The organism is Ideonella sp. FW305-24 (assembly GCF_058788035.1).
Genome location: NZ_JBYTAI010000006.1, coordinates 1 through 14,609, shown reverse-complemented (window position 1 = coordinate 14,609; position 14,609 = coordinate 1). Strand labels below are relative to the sequence as shown.

The 14,609-nt window shown below is 66.0% G+C and carries 13 protein-coding genes; 6 read left to right on the top strand and 7 right to left on the bottom strand.

All coding sequences use genetic code 11. The features are described 5' to 3' along the window. Positions 1 to 55 precede the first annotated feature (55 nt). Positions 56 to 2,557, top strand: a complete 2,502-nt coding sequence (locus AC3WR5_RS17240) for a S9 family peptidase (RefSeq protein ID WP_492485916.1) — start codon at positions 56 to 58, stop codon at positions 2,555 to 2,557. A 16-nt stretch (positions 2,558 to 2,573) separates the two neighbouring features. Here the strand turns inward: AC3WR5_RS17240 and AC3WR5_RS17235 are convergent, their stop codons facing one another. From AC3WR5_RS17235 to AC3WR5_RS17210, 6 genes are all read right to left on the bottom strand, one after another. Beyond that, positions 2,574 to 3,374: a hypothetical protein gene (locus AC3WR5_RS17235; RefSeq protein ID WP_492485915.1), complete on the bottom strand. Its 801-nt coding sequence runs from the start codon at positions 3,372 to 3,374 to the stop codon at positions 2,574 to 2,576. Between the two features lie 202 nt (positions 3,375 to 3,576). Beyond that, positions 3,577 to 3,936 (bottom strand): hypothetical protein, encoded by a 360-nt coding sequence (locus AC3WR5_RS17230; protein WP_141287323.1) that lies wholly within the window; start codon positions 3,934 to 3,936, stop codon positions 3,577 to 3,579. Between the two features lie 78 nt (positions 3,937 to 4,014). Beyond that, positions 4,015 to 4,389 carry a hypothetical protein gene (locus AC3WR5_RS17225; protein WP_141287324.1) on the bottom strand — a complete coding sequence of 125 codons (375 nt, stop codon included), beginning with the start codon at positions 4,387 to 4,389 and terminating at the stop codon, positions 4,015 to 4,017. Positions 4,390 to 4,391: 2 nt separating this feature from the next. Continuing rightward, the gene (locus tag AC3WR5_RS17220) at positions 4,392 to 4,775 is read right to left on the bottom strand and encodes a roadblock/LC7 domain-containing protein (protein ID WP_170200833.1); all 384 of its coding nucleotides are present in this window, start codon (positions 4,773 to 4,775) and stop codon (positions 4,392 to 4,394) included. Further along, positions 4,772 to 5,317: a GTP-binding protein gene (locus tag AC3WR5_RS17215; protein WP_141287326.1), complete on the bottom strand. Its 546-nt coding sequence runs from the start codon at positions 5,315 to 5,317 to the stop codon at positions 4,772 to 4,774. Before AC3WR5_RS17215 ends, AC3WR5_RS17220 begins: the two co-directional genes overlap by 4 nt. A 13-nt stretch (positions 5,318 to 5,330) precedes the next feature. After that, positions 5,331 to 6,179, bottom strand: coding sequence for a hypothetical protein (locus AC3WR5_RS17210; protein ID WP_492485914.1), 849 nt, complete (start codon positions 6,177 to 6,179; stop codon positions 5,331 to 5,333). Positions 6,180 to 6,444: 265 nt separating this feature from the next. Here AC3WR5_RS17210 and AC3WR5_RS17205 point away from each other — a divergent pair, with 265 nt between their 5' ends. Further along, positions 6,445 to 8,499, top strand: coding sequence for a M61 family metallopeptidase (locus tag AC3WR5_RS17205; RefSeq protein ID WP_492485913.1), 2,055 nt, complete (start codon positions 6,445 to 6,447; stop codon positions 8,497 to 8,499). A gap of 4 nt (positions 8,500 to 8,503) precedes the next feature. Here the strand turns inward: AC3WR5_RS17205 and AC3WR5_RS17200 are convergent, their stop codons facing one another. Beyond that, positions 8,504 to 9,685 (bottom strand): glycosyltransferase, encoded by a 1,182-nt coding sequence (locus AC3WR5_RS17200; protein WP_492485912.1) that lies wholly within the window; start codon positions 9,683 to 9,685, stop codon positions 8,504 to 8,506. An 85-nt stretch (positions 9,686 to 9,770) separates the two neighbouring features. Here AC3WR5_RS17200 and dbpA point away from each other — a divergent pair, with 85 nt between their 5' ends. The 4 genes from dbpA (at position 9,771) to AC3WR5_RS17180 (ending at position 14,535) form a co-directional block, all read left to right on the top strand. Beyond that, a complete protein-coding gene (dbpA, locus tag AC3WR5_RS17195) occupies positions 9,771 to 11,225 on the top strand; it encodes an ATP-dependent RNA helicase DbpA (RefSeq protein ID WP_492485911.1) in 1,455 nt (484 codons plus the stop codon). A gap of 213 nt (positions 11,226 to 11,438) precedes the next feature. After that, on the top strand, positions 11,439 to 11,624 hold the full coding sequence (locus AC3WR5_RS17190) for a hypothetical protein (RefSeq protein WP_492485910.1): 186 nt from the start codon (positions 11,439 to 11,441) through the stop codon (positions 11,622 to 11,624). 108 nt (positions 11,625 to 11,732) lie between these two features. Beyond that, entirely contained in the window at positions 11,733 to 12,707 is a 975-nt protein-coding gene (locus AC3WR5_RS17185; RefSeq protein ID WP_492485909.1) for a hypothetical protein, read from the top strand. A gap of 16 nt (positions 12,708 to 12,723) precedes the next feature. Continuing rightward, a complete protein-coding gene (locus AC3WR5_RS17180) occupies positions 12,724 to 14,535 on the top strand; it encodes a hypothetical protein (RefSeq protein WP_492485908.1) in 1,812 nt (603 codons plus the stop codon). Positions 14,536 to 14,609: the final 74 nt, after the last annotated feature.

Here is a 14,609-nt window from a genome sequence, read left to right as displayed (position 1 = left end):
ACGTTCAACCGACGTGGCCACTTTTCCATCCGCATCCCACAAGGAGCTTGTGTCCGTGTCTGTTTCGCTTGCCCGTCTCCTGGCGGCCGCACTGAGCGTGGCCGTGCTGCCCGCCGCGCTGGCTGCATCCGCTGCGCCCTCCGGCTACAGCCAGCCGCCGAAGAACATCCTCGACGTGCTGCACGCCCCGTCGCCGCCGGTGCCCTTCGTGAGCCCGACGCGCCAGGCCATGTTGCTGGTCTCGTGGACCGAGTACCCGGCAATGTCGCGCGTGGCCACGCCCTTCCTGAAGCTGGCCGGCGCGCGGGTCGAGATCGCCAACCACAGCAAGCACGACACCCCCGGCGGCTACGGCATCGCGCCCTGCGCGCAGGCCATCAGCCTCGTCCGCCTGCCTGACGGCGCGAGTACGCCGCTCGCCCTGCCGGCCGGCGCTTGCCCGGGTGAGCCGGTGTGGGCGGCCGACGGCCAGCACTTCGCGTTTGCCAACACCACGCATGACGCGGTGGAGCTGTGGATCGGCAATGCCGCCACCGGCGCGCTGCGCCGCATGCCGGGCGTGCGCCTGAACCCGATGCTGGACAACGGCCTGCAGTGGCTGCCGGACCAGAAGACGTTGCTGGTACTGACCGTGCCGGCCGGCCTGGGCGCGCCGCCGCCCGAACCCGTGGTGCCCAGCGGCCCGAGCATCCAGCAGACCACCGGCGCACAGGGCGAGAGCAGCACCTACGAAAACCGCGACACGCTGAACAGCCCGCACGACGAGGACTTGTTCGACTACTACGCCAGCTCGCAGGTCACGCTGGTCAACACCGCCAGCGGCAGCGTCGTGCCGGTCGGCAAGCCGGCCAACCACGAATCGCTGGACGCTGCGCCCGACGGCCGGCATGTGCTGGTGACGCGCATCCACAAGCCGTATTCCTATGTCACGACCCACGAGCGCTTCCCGCGCGAGGTCGAGGTCTGGGACATCGCCAACCCGGCCAAGGTCGGCATCGCCAAGATCGCCTCCATCCCGCTGACCGACCGGGTGCCGGTGGCCGGCGTGCCAGTCGGCCCGCGCGAGTTCTCGTGGCGCCAGACCGAGCCGGCCACGCTGGTCTGGGCCGAGGCGCTGGACGGCGGCGACTGGAAGGTCGACGCGCCGCAGCGCGACAAGGTGATGCTGCTGAAAGCGCCGTTCACCGCCGCGCCGACCGAGGTCGTGCGGCTGGCGCAGCGCTACGTGGGCGTGCTGTGGGGCGAAAGGGCCGACACCGCGGTGATCGACGAATTCGACGAGAACCGCCACTGGCGGCGCGGCCTGCGGGTCGACTTCGACCAGGCCAAGCCTGAGGCCAAGGTGGTGTGGGACCTCTCCAGCGACGAGAAATACGCCAACCCCGGCCGCCCGGTGTTCCGCCGGCTGGCCAATGGTGCGCTGGTGATGCGCCAGGACGGCGATGCGATCTTCCTGTCCGGCCTGGGCTCGTCACCCGACGGCGACCGGCCCTTCCTCGACAGGCTGGACCTGAACACGCTGCAGAGCCAGCGCCTGTTTCGCAGTGACAAGACCGCCTTCGAGCGCTTCCTGGCTTTCACCGGCCCGGACAACACGCGCTTCCTGACCTGGCACCAGACGCCGGCCAGCCCGCCCAACGCCTTGCTGCGCACGCTGGGCGCGACTGTGGACGCGGCCACGGGCGAAGCGAAGTTCGCCACCAGCGCCGCCGCCATCACCCACCTGCCGGACCCGACGCCCGAGGTGCGGGCAATCCAGAAGCGGCTCGTGAAGTACAAGCGCGCCGACGGGCTGGACCTGTCGTTCACGCTCTACACGCCGCCCGGCTACGTCGAAGGCACGCGCGTGCCGACCATCCTCTACGCCTACCCGCTGGACTATGCCGACCCGGCCAAGGCTGGCCAGGTGACAGGCTCGCAGGCCACCTTCACGCGGCTGCGCCAGTACCGGCTGCTGCTGCTGGCCGGCTACGCGATCATCGACAACGCCTCGTTCCCCATCGTCGGCGACCCCAAGCGCGCGTACGACAGCTACATGGACCAGCTGGTGGCCGATGCCAAGGCCGCGGTCGACGAAGCCGTGCGCCTGGGCGTGGCCGACCCCGAACGCGTGGGCGTGACCGGCCACAGCCACGGCGCGCTGATGACGGTGAACCTGCTGGCGCACTCGGACCTGTTCCGCGCCGGCGTGGCCACCAGCGGCTCGTACAACAAGACCCTGACGCCGTTCGGCTTCCAGAGCGAACGCCGCTCGGTGTGGGACGCGCCGGACGTGTACATGAAGGTCTCGCCGTTCTTCTATGCCGACAAGCTCAAGACCCCGGTGCTGATCGTGCACGGCGCGGACGATGCCAACCCCGGCACCACACCGCTGCAGGCCAGCAAGCTCTACGAGGCCTTGCGCGGCAACGGCGGCACCGCCAGGCTGGTGATGCTGCCGCACGAGCCGCACTGGTACGCGGCAATGGAGTCGAACGAGCAGCTGATCGCCGAAATGGTCAGCTGGTTCGACCAGTACGTGAAGAACGCGCCGCCACACAAGCTGGCGGCGAAGTGAAGGACTGAAGGCCGGGTCAGTTGAGGCGCAGCATCGAGCGCAGCTGGCCCACCAGCCCGGGCGCAGCGGGCGCGCTGGCCGGCCGCGCAGGCGTTTCCTCGTCGAAACCGGACGGCAACTCGGATGGCAGCTCGGACGGCAGTTCCGACGGGAACTGCGTGTCCAGGATGCCTTCGGAGGCCATGTCCTCCAGGAAGGCCGAGCACTCGTCTTCGGCCACATTGCTCAGGCGGGACAGCTCGAACACGCTGAGGCTGCGCGTCGTCAGCAGGCTGGCCAACCGGGGCAGGTAGCGGTGCGTGGCCAGGCTGGTGGCGCTGGGCCAGCGGTTGAGCCGGAAGATCACCGCGGCATCGGTCGGATCCGATGCCAAGGACCGCATCGCAGCGGTGGCAGGCAAGGGCCTGGGTTCTGGCTGCGGCTCGTGCCGCGGCAACGGTTGGGTCAGGCTGGCATCGGCGATCAAATGGCCCGGGTCGGCCACCACGTCGGCGAAACCGGCCTCTTCCTGCCGCTCGATGCCCACCAGCAGCGCCAGCACCTGGTCCAGCTGCAGCGGGCGGGCCAGCGCATAGCGGCTGCCGGCCGGCACGCCGGCCTGCATCTCGCCCAGCCAGACGATGGTGACCGGCATGGCCAGCACCGGCAGCGGCTCGCCCAGCGGCTGCAGCAACAGGTCGGCCTCGCCCAGCGTGCCGAGCGACCATGCGTCGCGTGTGCTGTGCAGCGAGAAACTCAGGAAGATCTGCAGGGCCGAGAGGTCCACCTCGGTCAATCCGTGGCAGGCCACGACCCTGGTTCGGCGATTCGCGTTCATGCGCCCTCTTGTTGGGGGACGCTCACGCCGCACGGGGCCTTGCCCCCTGCCCGGCTGGGCGTCAATTTGCAGATGATGATGGCAGACAGCATGCAAACGCCGCGTCCCATGGATGTGTCAGTTGTCATCAATGGAAAGGGTAAAACATGCCACGGGCGCGGCGGGTGTGACGTATTCACGTAAGCCAGCACCCGCGGCCGGGTCAGAACACCAGGTTCTTGTCCACGTCCTGCAGCTTGCGGCGGGCCAGCGCCAGGTTGGAGCGCGCCTTGTCCAGCACGAAGTAGATGAACACGCCTTCCTTGCGGGCCGAGGGGCGGATCAGGTGGTACTGCTTGCCCAGCGTGATCAGGATGTCCTCGATCACGTCGTTCAGGCCCAGCTGTCGCATGGCCTTCATCTTCGCGCGCACCACCTCGGTATTGGCCGCCGCGGCGATTTCCAGGTCCAGGCCGCTGCCGGCCGAGCCCAGCATCATGCCGCTGTCGGTGTCGACGACGGCCGCGCACAGCGCGCCGTCGACGGCGAGGAGTTCATCCAGGGATTGTTTGATCGAGGCCATGGCAGTACTACCTTTCGGAGGTGAAAAATGCCCTCGGCACCCGCCGCTGGCACAGGGAAGAACCGACGCGCTGCCGCGTCAGATCAGGTCTTCGATCTCGAGCGCGAGCTTGCGCACGCGCCGCTGCCAGCCGCGCCAGTCCACCGCCTGGTGCTCGGCGCGGCAGACCATCAGCAGCTCGGTTTCATGCCGGCAGGGCAGCACCGCGAGCACGCCATGCTGGTGGTACATCACCGCCGCGCCCAGCTCGCCCAGCACCTCGAAGTGCCCACGCTGGCGGCCATAGAGCCGCCAGTAGTCGATGGCGGCCTCCCACAGGGTTTCGTCACCCGCGGACTCGGGGCCGCAGCGGTGCCAGACCAGGCCGCTGGTGGCATCGACCAGCGCACAGGCGACCACGCCTTCGGTGCTGTCCAGCATGCGCTGCAGGTGTTCGGCAATCCGGTGGGGCATCTTCAGAGTTCCAGCTCGCGGGCGGCCGCGTTGACCACGTGCATCGCCATGCCCAGCAAGGCCTGGCGCGTGGTCATGACATTGATGACCACGGCCGTGCCGCGGTACTGCGCGGAGCGCACCAGCAAAAAGCCGCGGCTGGCGTCCACGACCACGCACTGCGGCTCGCCCAGGTCCGAGGTCTGGCTGACCACCTGGCTGATGGCGGCGATGGCGCTGGTCATCGCAGCAAGCTGCGGCGTGTCGCGCGGCTCGCCTGCGCTGGCCAGCGCAAAGCCGTCGGCCGTGGCCAGCAGCACCGCGCGGGCGCCGTCGATGCGGGCCAGCAACTCGTCGGCCACCGTCTGGGCGCGCAGGCGCAGGGTCTCGTCCACTTCGGGGTTCATGATTGCGTGTCCTGCCATTGGCGGGCTTCCAGCTGCGCCAGCGCGGTGTCGACGAGCAGCAGCACGTCTTCGCGCTGCCGCACGTCCACCGCCAGCAGCGGAAAGACCCAGCCCAGTTGTTCGAGTTCATCGGCCAGCGCGTCCAGCGAGGGCTCGGGATGGGTGTCCAGCCGGCCCACGCCGATCACGCAAGGCGTGTCGCGCAGCAGTTCGCCAAAAGCCTGCAGGTACAGCCGCAGGTCGGCCCGCGGGTCGGCGCGCGAGTTGTCCAGCAGCAGCACCAGGCCCATCGCGTTGCGCGCCAGGATGCGCCACATGAAGGCAAAGCGCTCCTGCCCCGGCGTGCCGAACAGGCGCACCCGTTCGTCGCCAGCCAGCTTCACCTCGCCGTAGTCCATGCCCACGGTGGTGTGCGTCTTGGCCAGGCTGGCGTCGGAGTTGCGCACGTCGGTGACGATGGGCGGGATGTCGCTCAAGGCGGCGATGGCGGTGGTCTTGCCGGCGCCGGGCGGGCCGGTGAAGACGAGCTTGGGTTCTGTCATCTGGTGGCCTTGTTCACGACAGGCCCAGGCGGCTGCGCAGCCGCTGCATCAGTCCGCCCAGCGCGGTTTCGCGAGGGGCAGCCTGGGGTGGGCGTTCGGGCACGGTGTCGGCGCCGAAGTCGGATGGCGGCAAGGTCGAAGGCGGCAAGGTGGACGCATGCGTGGCAGGTGGTGGCGCCGGCGGCAGCACCAGCCCCGGGCTGCCAATGCGGTGCTCCAGGATGCCTTGCGCGGCCATGTCGTCCAGGAAGGCCTGGCACTCCTGGGCACTCACGTTGCTCAGCGCCGCCAGCTCCAGCACGCTGAGGTGGCGTGCCGACAGGAAACTGGCCAGGCGCGGCAGGTAGCGGTGGCGTGCCAGGCTGCGCGCGCTGGGCCAGCGCTTGAGGCGGAAGCGGGCACGCGGGTCGCGCGCTTGGCGCGGCGTGGGCACGGTCGGAGCCGCCGGTTTGGCCATGGGCGCCGACGCCGCGGTGGCCGGCAAGGCGGCAGGAGGAGGCGGCGCCGTCTTGCCGGCAACAGGTGCAGCGGGTGGGTCCGCACGTTCCACCTGCCGCAGCACCTCGATGAAGGCTTCCAGCTGCAGCGGTTGTGCCAGCCGTTTCACGGGCTCGAACTCGGCCGGCATCGTGCGCACATGCTCGGGCACGGGGCCGACCCACACGCCAATGGCAGCAACTGCCTCGGTTGGCACCGGCTCGCCCGCCGGCACGAACACCAGCTCTGCCGCAGGCAACTCGCCCAGCTGCCAGCTGTCGCGGGTCTGCTGGCTGGCGAAGTCCAGGAACAGGCGGATGGTCGAAGCATCGATGCTTCTCAACCCGTGGCTGGCCACGTGCCTTGTACGACGGGGGGGCGACATTGCCAGGGGTTCCTGTCCGCGCGCTGCCCTGGAGCCGGCGGCGGCAGTCTTCTCGAAGTGGAGCGGTGGATGATAGGCAGCGGCCTTCGTTGGGCGCTGCCTGTGGTTCGACCACGATGCCCAATACCGTGATTGAGTTGACGTTGTCGTGGCCCGAACGAAACGTGAACGGATTGTGTATTCCCGTGCTGCGCAACGCGCAGTAGGCAGCCCCTGCGGCATAGGGCTTGACGGATCGCTCCGCCGCAGCGTGGATACTTCGACGATGCAGCTACCGAAGACCTTGTCCGCAGACATGCGGGCCGCGCGGGCACCCATTCGCGGGTGGCTCGTGACCGGCCTGTGCCTGGGCGCCATCAGTGCCTTGATGACCTCGCCGGCCATGGGGGCCCCGCCACCGCCACCGCCCTCGCTTCCAGCCACCGCGCTTGCGCCAGCTGCGCCAGACGCCCAGACCTGGCCCGGCACCATCGCGCTGGAGGTGGACGCCACCGACCTTGCGCACCGCCTGCTGAAGGTGAGCCAGCGCCTGCCCATCGCGCCCGCCGCCCAAGGCGGCCCGCTGACGCTCTACTACGCCCGCTTCCTGCCCGGCGCGCATGGGCCTTATGGCGACGTGGCCCGCCTGGCCGGCCTCACGGTGCTGGCCGGCGACCGGCGCCTGCCCTGGCAGCGCGACGTGACCGACCCGTTTGCCTTCCACCTGAACGTGCCGGCGGGCGTCAGCGAGTTGCAGCTGGCGTTCCAGTACACCGCGCCGGTCAAGCACGGCGGCGACCGCATCAGCATCACCCGCGAGATGCTGGGCGTGGAATGGGAAACCGTGCTGCTGTACCCGGCCGGGCCGGCGGCTGCGGCCATCCGCGTCAAGCCGCGGCTGCGCCTGCCGGTGGGCTGGCAGCCGGCCACCGCGCTGCGCTCGCCCGCCGGCCAGCCCGCACGTGCTGGTGAGGACGGCTGGGTGGACTACGCCGAGGTTGGCCTGGAAACCCTGGTCGATTCACCGCTGTTCGCCGGCCGCTACACCAAACGAATCGAGCTGGACCCGCCCGGCACGCCGCACGCCGTGGTGCTGAACCTGCTGGCCGACGAGCCCGGCCAGCTCGTCGCCACGCCGGCGCAGATCGCCGCCCACAAGGCCCTGGTGCAGCAGGCCGACAAGCTGTTCGGCCACCGCCCGTACCGGCAATACGACTTCCTGCTGGCGCTGTCCGACGAGTTCGGCGGCATCGGCCTGGAGCACCACGAGTCCAGCGAAAACGGCCTGGAGGCCGACTACTTCAGCGACTGGGACAAGGCCATCCGCGGCCGCGAGCTGCTGCCGCACGAATACGTGCACGCCTGGAACGGCAAGTTCCGCCGCCCGGCCGACCTCTGGACGCCGCACTACAACACCCCCATGCGCAACTCGCTGCTGTGGGTCTACGAAGGGCTCACGCAGTACTGGGGCCACGTGCTGGCCGCGCGCAGCGGGCTGTCCACGCCCGAGCAGGCGCGCGACCGGCTGGCTGCGGTTGCGGCCGACGCGCAGGCCCGCAGCGGCCGGGTCTGGCGCAACCTGCAGGACACCACCAACGAAGCCACGCTGGGCCCCGGCCACACGGCCGAATGGGAAGACTGGCAGCGCAGCAGCGACTACTACGACGAAGGCCTGCTGCTGTGGCTGGACGCCGACACGCTGATCCGCGAGAAAAGCGGCGGCAAGAAGTCGCTGGACGACTTCGCGCGCAGCTTCTTCGGCCGCACACCGCAGCAGCGCGCAGATGGCTCGATCCAGCCGCTGACCTACACCTTCGACGAGCTGGTCACGGCACTGAACGCCTTGCAACCGCACGACTGGGCCGGTTTCTGGCGCGAGCGCCTGAACCGCACCGGCACCGTCGCCCCGCTGGACGGCGTGAGCCATGCCGGCTGGCAGCTGCGCTGGCGCACCGAAGAAAGCCGGTTCTCGGCCCAGGAACGTGGCTGGAGCGGCCCTGAAGGCGACGAGCGCCCGCAGGACATGGCCTATTCACTCGGCCTGCGCGTGACCAGCGACGGCAAGCTGGACCAGGTCTACTGGGACAGCCCGGCCTTCCAGGCGGGACTTGCCGCGGGCATGCAGGTGCTGGCCGTCAACGAACGCAGCTACCGGCCCGACCGGCTGACGGCCGCCGTCACCGCCAACATCGACGGCAAGGCGCCGATCCAGCTGCTGGTCAAGGACGGCGACCATTTCTTCAGCGCCCGCATCGACTGGCGCGGCGGCCTGCGCTACCCGTCGCTGGAGCGTGTCAGCGCCACGCCGGACCGGCTGGATGCGATTTACAAGGCGAAGTAGGTCTTCAGTCCACTGCCAGCGCCGGCTCGACGGCGGCCGCCGTCGAAATGCCGGCCAGCTCGCGCAGCAGCGCCGCCACTTCGAACACCGCCCGGTTGCGCACCTGCAGCACCCGTGAGCGGCGCTGCGGCAGCTGGTCCAGCAAACGCGCCACACCTTCGGGCACGGCCTTGACCGAGTCCACCACTTCGCCCAGGCCTTCGTTGCGCACCCAGTGCGCGTTGTAGCGCTCCTGCGGCATGGTCCAGCGGTTTTCGAAGGTGACCACCGGCAGGCCCATCTGCACCGCCTCGCTGAGGCTGCCGGGGCCGGGCTTGCCGATGAAAAAGTCGGCCAGCTGCATCAGCCCGGCCATGTCGGGCACAAAGCCCAGCACCGCGTGCGGACCACCGGGCGCGGCCGTGGCCAGCGCGCGCAGCCGCGTCGCCAGCCGGGCGTTGTGGCCGCAGACCAGCACCAGCTGCACCTCGGGCAGGCCACGCGCAATGCGCAGCATCTGCATCGAGCCCTGGCCGCCGAACATCACCAGGCCGATGGGCCGGCCGGACTGCAGGCCCAGCGCCTGCTGGCGCTCGGCGCGCTCGTCCGCAGCCAGCGGTGCCAGCCCATGAAACGCAGGCCGCAACACCATGCCCGAAACCCGCTTCACCTGCGCCGGCGCGTGGCCGGCGGCCAGCGCCTGCGCCGCCGCGCGAGGCGTGCCACACACCAGCACCTGCGCCGGCTGGCCGGGCTCGATCCAGAAGTGCGGCGGGTGGTCCGCCAGGTCCGTCATCACCGTCGCGCAGCGCCTGCCGGGCGAGGCCATCACCGACTCGTACAGCGCCCGGTTGAAGTTCGGGATCAGCGAGACCACCAGGTCCGGCGCGGTCGCGTCCCAGTGCGCGCGCAGCGTGCGCAGCAGCCATGGATGGGCCATGCGGATCATGCCCTGCAGCAGCTTCAGCTCCTGCGCCAGCCCCATGGTCCAGCCGCGCGCCAGGCGCAGGTTGTACAGGTCTTCCGGCGCCAGCCCGGTGGCACGCTTGAAGCGCTGCGGCGGGTCCAGCAGCTCGATCAGGTTGACCAGCCGGACCTCGCAGGGCGGCTGCTCCGGCGCCTGCAGCACCTGCTGCAAAGCCATGGCTGCCGCCCGGTGCCCGCCCCCGGCGTTGAAGTAGACCAACGCAATCGTCTTGATGCTCATGCAGGCCGGCAGCTTGCAGCCCACGCGTGACAGGCTTGTGAACCGCGGGTGCGCGCGTCCCGGCCAGCGCGGCGGACAATGCGCCATGTCTGCCGCTTCTTCCGCCCCCGTCTTCCCGGCCCCCGTGGCCGCCTTCGATCAACTGCCGCTGCCCGAAGCCCTGAAGGCCGGCGTGGCCGCGCTGGGCTTCACGCAGATGACGCCGGTGCAGGCCGCCAGCCTGCCCGCCGCGCTGGCCGGCGAGGATCTGATCGTGCAGGCGCCCACCGGCAGCGGCAAGACGGCGGCCTTCGGGCTGGCGCTGCTGGCCGCACTGGACAGCAGCCTCTGGCAGGTCCAGGCGCTGGTGCTGTGCCCCACGCGCGAGCTGGCCGACCAGGTCGCAGAAGAGCTGCGCCGGCTGGCACGCGCCGCCGGCAACGTGAAGATCCTCAGCCTGTGCGGCGGCACGCCGATGCGCCCGCAGCGCGAAAGCCTGGCGCATGGCGCGCACGTCGTCGTCGGCACGCCGGGCCGGCTGATGGACCTGCTGGACGTGGGCGCTCTGCAGCTCGGCGGCCTGCAGACGCTGGTTTTCGACGAAGCCGACCGCATGCTGGACATGGGCTTCATCGACGACATGGTCACTGTCGCCAGCCAGTGCCCGGCCGAGCGGCAAACCTTGCTGTTCTCCGCCACCTACCCCGAAGGCATTGCCAAGCTGGCCTCGCGTTTCTTGCGCAAGCCACGCCAGCTGACCGTCAGCGCGCCCACCGCCAAGACCGGTGGCCCCGCCACCGCACCCGCCGGCCAGATCCGTCAACTCGCGTTCGAAGTGGCCGACAGCGACCGGCTGCACGTCGTCGGCCAACTGCTGCGCCACTACCGGCCGGCCAGCACCATCGCCTTCTGCAACACCAAGCAGCAGTGCCGCGACCTGGTCGACGTGCTGGTGGCCGAAGGCTTCGTCGCGCTGGCGCTGCATGGTGACCTGGACCAGCGCGAGCGCGACCAGGTGCTGATCCGCTTCTCGCAGCGCAGCGTCTCGGTGCTGGTGGCCACCGACGTGGCCGCGCGCGGGCTGGACATCGAGCAGCTCGAAGCGGTGATCAATGTCGACGTCACGCAGGACATCGAGCAGCACGTGCACCGCATCGGCCGCACCGGCCGCGCCGGGCACGACGGCCTGGCGCTGAGCCTGGTCAGCATGGACGAGATGGGCCGCATCGGCCGCATCGAGCTGGCCCAGGGCAAGCCCTTCGACTGGGAAAAACTCAGTGCACTGAAAGACGCCCCCGGCGGTCCGCTGCGCCCGGCCATGGCCACGCTGCAGATCCTCGGCGGCAAGAAGGAAAAGATCCGCCCCGGCGACGTGCTGGGCGCGCTGACCGGCGACGCCGGCTTCGCCGGCAGCCAGATCGGCAAGATCAAGGTCGGCGACTTCCACACCTACGTGGCCGTCGAAGCCAGCATCGCCGACCAGGTCGTCGCCAAACTCTCCAGCGGCACCCTCAAAGGCCGCAAGGCCAAGCTCAGGAGGCTGGACGAGGTGATTCGCTGAGACGGTGGGTTCGTCCCATCACGCAGATTGCCTCCGCAACTCGTGGGCAGCCACCCGTTTCGGCCCTCGCCGAATGCCGTGCGCAATCCGAGAGCGTCCCCGCGCGCCACGTGCGCAAGGTTGCCACCCAGGCACATCCCACGTGGTTTGGACCGGTGTTTGAAGGCATGACATGAACCGCCAGCACCACCGCGCTCCTGCAGTAGCAGGAACTTGGCAATCGCCCAGCCCTGGTTCTCCTCGCTGATCGGCCCGCTCGCCGGCACGCGCACGTCGTCGAAGAACACCTGGTTCAGCTCCTGGTCGCCTGAGATGCTGATGATGGGCCGCACCGTGATGCCCGGCCGCTTCAGGTCCAGGCACAGGAAGCTGGGCGATGTTGTTGGAGTCATCGACTGATTGGACGAATATGGTGGCTCTGATCGCTGTTCGTCATATCCTAAATTTGTGGGGCGTTTTGGGCCTCAGGTCAGTCATCCAAGAGCCACATTCCAGTAAGCTGTAGCAATGAACCAAATCGAAGCAGAGAAGGAAATTCGCGGTCGTATCGAGGTTTCACCTCAACGGGTTGTAATAGCGAAGGCCATCATCCTGGAGGCCGCGAAAACCAAAACACGAACATCAGATTTGATCGACGCTGTTTTGCTTGCTAACGAGGCGCCACTTCCTAAGCAGGTCGTCTTGCACCCATCTGTCGACTCAATGGCGGGCATTGTTGCGACAGCAAAGGCGCTGAGTTGGGAGGCGTCCGCAAGGGAGGCCATTTGGTCTCTGATTCACTCAGGGCTGCTGTTTTCGTTGAGTCAAACTATCTCCGGTGATGCGATATCGATCGACTGGACGACTGTAGTTCCTGGCGGTGGCGGAGAATCATCGGGATGGCGCTTCGAAGAGACTAAATTGCCTATTCCTTCGGAGGTTCGACTTGCGCTTTCTAAAATCCGTGCGGGAAATCAATTCCTTAGCGAGCCTGATCTCTATCTACACTCGTTTGGCGTGACAAACATGCATTCGGACGTTGGTCAAGCCTTCACGGAGTCTGTGAAATGCTTTAGAGCGGAGCTGTTTACAGCTGCCTTCACGATGCTAGGAAAAGCTTCTGAAGGCGCTTGGCTTGAACTTGGCATGGCATTAATAAATCGAACGCCGCCAATTCAGGCTAAACGCATTGCGAAGCAACAGGCAACCTTGGAGGACTCTAACGCCGGTCCAATGAAGAAGGTAGAGGCTGTGATCACTATTTATGAGCACCACGACCTTTTTGGTGATGTTGTTGAAGCCAGTCGAATTCGCCCGCAGCGTCTAAAGGAAGTGGCCGTATGGAGTGATGCTGTTCGGGATTCGCGCAACACTATTCACTTCGGGGTGGATGCTGCAATTCCCAATACCTATGAGAAGCTTGCGGCGCTACTTATAGGTGCCGTGCCAAATATAAGAACCCTCTATGGAATTAAGGCGATCACGGAAATGATGCCAAAATAGCCTAAGGCGCTTGCGGATGGGCATGCATCCCAAGATGCTCAACGCGAATGACTTATTGAGCCACTTTGGATGCTGCAACGTCGGGGAAGAGCACGTGCTTCAAATTGCTACCGGTAAGTTATTCCATGGAAATATTCTTTTGGAGAATAGGCTCCGGGGGGTTCTATATTCCAATCTCTCACATTTACCAAAAGGAGGTCTTTCTACTAAAGCCGCCAAGGTGATTGCTGCAGATACTTTGGGACAAGCGCCAAGTCTCATCTTCGAGATGATTGAGAGAATCGAGGGGGACGAAGTTGCTCCGGGTGTAATTGTGTCCTATGGAGTAGATCGATATCAGGCCCAATTCGGGGCGCTAATGTCATTTTTCCTTGGCCTTACATGTGGTGCTGATCGAGATTTGGTACTGCGTCTCACCGGTGGGCGAAGCGGACTCGGCGTTCGTACTGCTCCAAACGCATTGCTTCGCCGTGTGTTTGATACTGAGGTATCAATTAACACACAGCAGGCCAATGATTTCTCCGATTTTATAGACGTGCTTTTGGCGCTTGAGCGGAAGTCCTTCCTGGGTGCCGTTAGAGCCATACAGACTTTTGTGACAGGTTTTCATCGCTTAGGCGACGATTTGGAGACTGCGTATACGTTGATGGTCGCCTCTCTTGAAGCACTCGCTATGGAATTCGATGGCCATGAGACAAGATGGGAAGATGTCGAGGATCGAAAACGACTGCCGGTGGAGGCGGCGTTGGAAAACGCCGCTCCGGAGATCATTGAAGGCGTAAAGGCGGCGATTGTCACTAGCGAGCATGTGCTTCTTAGAAGGCGATTTAAGGAATTCACGTTAGCGCATTTGCCGCCTGACTATTTCTTGGGAGGCGCGTTAGGGCAGGTTTCGCCATTGGGTCGACTGGACCTATCGGATGCGCTGGATTTCGCCTACGAGACACGCTCGAAGTACGTGCATGAGTTGCGCCAACTTCCGCACGAAATAGCCGACTCCCAAGGGTACGCCGAGCGCGTAACTACGGTAGATCGTCGAACCGCGATGACCTTCCAAGGGCTATATCGTGTGGCTCGTTCCGTGATTCTTGAATTCATTCGGCGGCAGCCGACCAAAGACAAGGAGCCATATCAATACATTCGTGAAACCGGGAGCGTGAGCCAAGTGCGGCTTGCTGCAAGCGCTTGGATGTGCCCTGCTGCAATAAGTCAGGACGGTGGAAGGCGCTGGTTTGAAGGGTTTGCTGAGACATTTTGCGACATGTTTACTACTGCGGGTCCACTAACGATGCCGGACCTGAAGGCCGCATTGGATAAGATCGCACCGTCTCTACCGAGCTTGGATGCGCACAATCGTCGAGCATATGTCGCTCTCGTCGCCGCCGTTAGCGTAACACTGCCTAAGATATTTCACGCATCCGATCAAGAAGATATTTTGAGGAAGTGGCATCATTTGCTGGACCCACCCAGTCCGGAATCCCTATTGGTTCACATGCTGTTCGGAATCCTCCCTACGTGGCCGATTGAAAGACACAAGGCGGCGCTCATTCAGCATTTGCGGCGCCGTTCGAAGCCGAGTGGTTTCGAGTTTCCCAGGCGTTTCGATGCGATGCTGATGATTCATCTTGCAGAGAGATATCGGCAGGAATGTCAATGGGAGCAGGCATTCGCCACGCTTGTCGAAGCGTGCGAGAATTTCCCGGAGTTTGAGGAGTTGCGGAATTTAGCGCTTCGCGCCAACTCAAGTACTGACCTGAGAGTTGGTGGAATTTTGCTTTCATCGCGAGGTACGGCCCCGAGTTCTTCGAATAGCTTGCTGGCAAACTAAGTAGTCGGCCCTGCAAAATCCATTTCAAGCGCAGCGACAGCAGTCATTTGATTCCTTGAGCCGCAGCGGTCACG

Coding starts and splice junctions, on each gene's coding strand:
- AC3WR5_RS17235 (WP_492485915.1), bottom strand. CDS start 3,374: ATGAACGCGAATCGCCGAACCAGGGTCGTGGCCTGCCACGGATTGACC.
- AC3WR5_RS17230 (WP_141287323.1), bottom strand. CDS start 3,936: ATGGCCTCGATCAAACAATCCCTGGATGAACTCCTCGCCGTCGACGGC.
- AC3WR5_RS17225 (WP_141287324.1), bottom strand. CDS start 4,389: ATGCCCCACCGGATTGCCGAACACCTGCAGCGCATGCTGGACAGCACC.
- AC3WR5_RS17220 (WP_170200833.1), bottom strand. CDS start 4,775: ATGAACCCCGAAGTGGACGAGACCCTGCGCCTGCGCGCCCAGACGGTG.
- AC3WR5_RS17215 (WP_141287326.1), bottom strand. CDS start 5,317: ATGACAGAACCCAAGCTCGTCTTCACCGGCCCGCCCGGCGCCGGCAAG.
- AC3WR5_RS17210 (WP_492485914.1), bottom strand. CDS start 6,179: ATGTCGCCCCCCCGTCGTACAAGGCACGTGGCCAGCCACGGGTTGAGA.
- AC3WR5_RS17205 (WP_492485913.1), top strand. CDS start 6,445: ATGCAGCTACCGAAGACCTTGTCCGCAGACATGCGGGCCGCGCGGGCA.
- AC3WR5_RS17200 (WP_492485912.1), bottom strand. CDS start 9,685: ATGAGCATCAAGACGATTGCGTTGGTCTACTTCAACGCCGGGGGCGGG.
- dbpA (WP_492485911.1), top strand. CDS start 9,771: ATGTCTGCCGCTTCTTCCGCCCCCGTCTTCCCGGCCCCCGTGGCCGCC.
- AC3WR5_RS17185 (WP_492485909.1), top strand. CDS start 11,733: ATGAACCAAATCGAAGCAGAGAAGGAAATTCGCGGTCGTATCGAGGTT.
- AC3WR5_RS17180 (WP_492485908.1), top strand. CDS start 12,724: ATGGGCATGCATCCCAAGATGCTCAACGCGAATGACTTATTGAGCCAC.